Below are 2498 nucleotides of genomic sequence, written 5' to 3'. Positions count from 1 at the left end.
CACTCATAAAATCCATTGACCAACATTCACCTTGTTTATTGGGGACTAATAACCTTTCCGGGCATCGTGGAGGAATGCGTTTTTTACGCTTTACCCTGAGATTAAGCTTTAATTCACAATACACCCGATATACCCGTTTATGATTCCATTGATAGCCGAGCTTTCTGATACGATTAAAACATTTAGGAAAGCCCCAGCGTAAATGCCGGTCTGTGATAGCATTCAACACCGAAACAATCACCGAATCATCCTGTAACTTAGCTTGATAATAGTAAGCACAACGGCTTAAACCAACAATGGCACAACTCATAGCAATAGTAACTGAATGATTTTGTTGTAGTTGCTGTGCCCACGTTTTACGTGCCCCTGTTGGCACTAAAGCTTTTTTATGATTTCTTCCTGAAGCTGGGATTTTAAGCTCAGTTCGGCAAACATCTGCTTAAGCTTGCAGTTTTCAGCCTCCAGCTCCTTTAAGCGTTTAATATCCGACGTTTCCATACCGCCGTATTTTTCTCGCCACTTATAGAAAGTTGAATTACCCATGCCATATTTGCGACAGAGTTCCTTGACAGGAATACCTGCTTCAGCTTCTTTTAAAATAGCGATGATTTGATGTTCAGTCATTTTTTTCATAATTAAATCCCCTTTACTTGTATCATAGAGAATTTTCTACTTTTTTGCTGTACTATTTTAGGGGATAGTTACAAAATACCTCCATACACTAATTCACAAAATGCATTTTTGTATCTTATTGAAATTGATATTTTATTACCATCAGGTGAAATCGATAGTAAAGATTTACTTTCAAAATTGCTTACAAAAAAAATGTTAGCTTTTCGTTAAATAATGAATATAAAAAAAATATGATTTATTTATGAAAATTCAACCACGATGGTTAAATTTGACTGAATCTTATTTTCAGTTTATCTTTAATAAACATAAAGATAAATCTGGAATAGAGTTAGAAAGAGCTTTAAAATTAGAAATTAAAAATGATTTTAAATTTTTAAAAAATAAACCCAGATGGCTCCAATCTCCAGCATGGCCAACAGTAGAAAATAAACCGTTATTTTTTATAGGCCAATTGGATATAACCGAAATTAGGCATGATATTTCTTACTTATATATATTTTTAGATGAAAAAAATAATACATATATGACTTTTGAACAATCAACATAAGTAATCATTGACTGACAATACTATTGTTGGGCTTTGCACATAATCAGATAAATACCTAATGAGCATTACAAGTATCGAAATGACGATATTAGACTGTTAATGCTACGAACCGCTGGTACGCATAGACAAAAGAAACAGTGAAGATGAAGAAATAGTCTACTTCCATACCGACCCAAATAGTGCGCCAGAGAAGCTAACCGATGCAAATAGTGACATCGTCTGGGAATGCAGCTTTCAGTTCTTGGGAAGCACATTCAGGCAATCGAGCACAGCTCAGTAGAGCCAAACCTCAGATATCAGGGATAGTATTAGGACAGAGAAACTGGCTTACATTACCATACTTTATCAAAAGCAGAAAACATTTCATGGAAAGGAGGATCCCCCTGATGATGCATTTGCACATTGGAAATATACAGACATCAGAACAATAGTAGCTAAATTAGATCCGCTAGATAAAGTGTTTTATACTATCATGCCATCGATATGATAAGGCAGGAAACTCTTTAAATATTAACGGTAACGTTGTTAATTTGGACAGGCTACACTAATTAGTACCAGTTTAATAAGGTCATTGTTATGATAACCAAAAAACAAAAGGAACCAACAATGACAAATTCCATTTCAAGAAGAGAAAAACGCAGTTTTAGTAATGAATTTAAAAAACAGAGGGTAATGTTATACCAAAATGGCAAAAAACGAGCGGATATTGTCACCGAATACGACCTGACTAAATCCGCATTAGATAAGTGGATTAAGCAATATCAAACCACTGGTGAGTTTACAGCTCAAGCTAATCGTCGTGCTCAAGAAAATGAGCTCATAGCCCTACGTAAAGAGAATAAGCGATTGTTAATGGAGAATGACATCCTAAAGCAAGCGGCGTTGATAATAGGACGAAAATCAAATTAATCACCGAGAATCAACATCGATATAGTTTACGTGCGTTATGTCGATGTTTACAAGTGTCAAGAAATAGCTTCTATTATCAACTACAATTAACCAGTAAAAAAACAGACAAAGAGCTTAGTAAAAAAGTGAAAGCGGTATTTAACGATAACTATCAATCCTATGGAACAAGGCGACTACAAGTAGCGCTTAGAAAGAAAAGCATACTATTATCCCGTCGCCGAATTGGTCGAATCATGCAAGAAAACGGATGAGTATCAAAATATACCTGTAAAAAATATCGTGCTAATACAGAACAAAGCAACGAATCAACAGTAAGTAAGCAACTTAATCGTGAGTTTACCGTAGGCCAACAACGCAAAGTGTTAGTGACTGATTTAACTTATGTGAGAGTAAAACAACAATGGCATTA

At 35.1% G+C, this 2498-nt stretch carries 4 protein-coding genes and 1 pseudogene; 3 read left to right on the top strand and 2 right to left on the bottom strand.

Annotated elements, in window-relative coordinates; translation table 11 throughout:
* On the bottom strand, positions 1-376 hold a 376-nt coding region (locus tag A9G41_RS07400), incomplete at its 3' end, for an IS3 family transposase (protein WP_143425437.1).
* Between the two features lie 46 nt (positions 377-422).
* A pseudogene (locus A9G41_RS07395) lies at positions 423-633 on the bottom strand (transposase); the annotation flags it as partial.
* 241 nt (positions 634-874) lie between these two features.
* On the opposite strand from A9G41_RS07395, the gene A9G41_RS07390 reads away from it, so the two are divergent.
* The 3 genes from A9G41_RS07390 to A9G41_RS13535 all read left to right on the top strand — a co-directional run bounded on the left by A9G41_RS07390 (position 875) and on the right by A9G41_RS13535 (position 2340).
* The gene (locus A9G41_RS07390) at positions 875-1180 is read left to right on the top strand and encodes a hypothetical protein (protein WP_065582012.1); all 306 of its coding nucleotides are present in this window, start codon (positions 875-877) and stop codon (positions 1178-1180) included.
* Positions 1181-1786: 606 nt separating this feature from the next.
* Positions 1787-2089 (top strand): transposase, encoded by a 303-nt coding sequence (locus tag A9G41_RS07380; RefSeq protein WP_179854690.1) that lies wholly within the window; start codon positions 1787-1789, stop codon positions 2087-2089.
* A gap of 53 nt (positions 2090-2142) precedes the next feature.
* Entirely contained in the window at positions 2143-2340 is a 198-nt protein-coding gene (locus tag A9G41_RS13535) for an IS3 family transposase (RefSeq protein WP_141675215.1), read from the top strand.
* Positions 2341-2498: the final 158 nt, after the last annotated feature.

Origin of the sequence: Gilliamella sp. Nev5-1, assembly GCF_001690895.1 — a bacterium.
Taxonomy (GTDB): Bacteria; Pseudomonadota; Gammaproteobacteria; order Enterobacterales; family Orbaceae; genus Gilliamella; species Gilliamella apicola_C.
Note: the sequence above shows the minus strand (reverse complement) of the source record. Positions and strands in the feature narration are given on the sequence as shown.

Excerpts from the sequence above, each read along its gene's own strand:
- A9G41_RS07390 (WP_065582012.1), top strand. The coding sequence starts at position 875 with ATGAAAATTCAACCACGATGGTTAAATTTGACTGAATCTTATTTTCAG.
- A9G41_RS07380 (WP_179854690.1), top strand. The coding sequence starts at position 1,787 with ATGACAAATTCCATTTCAAGAAGAGAAAAACGCAGTTTTAGTAATGAA.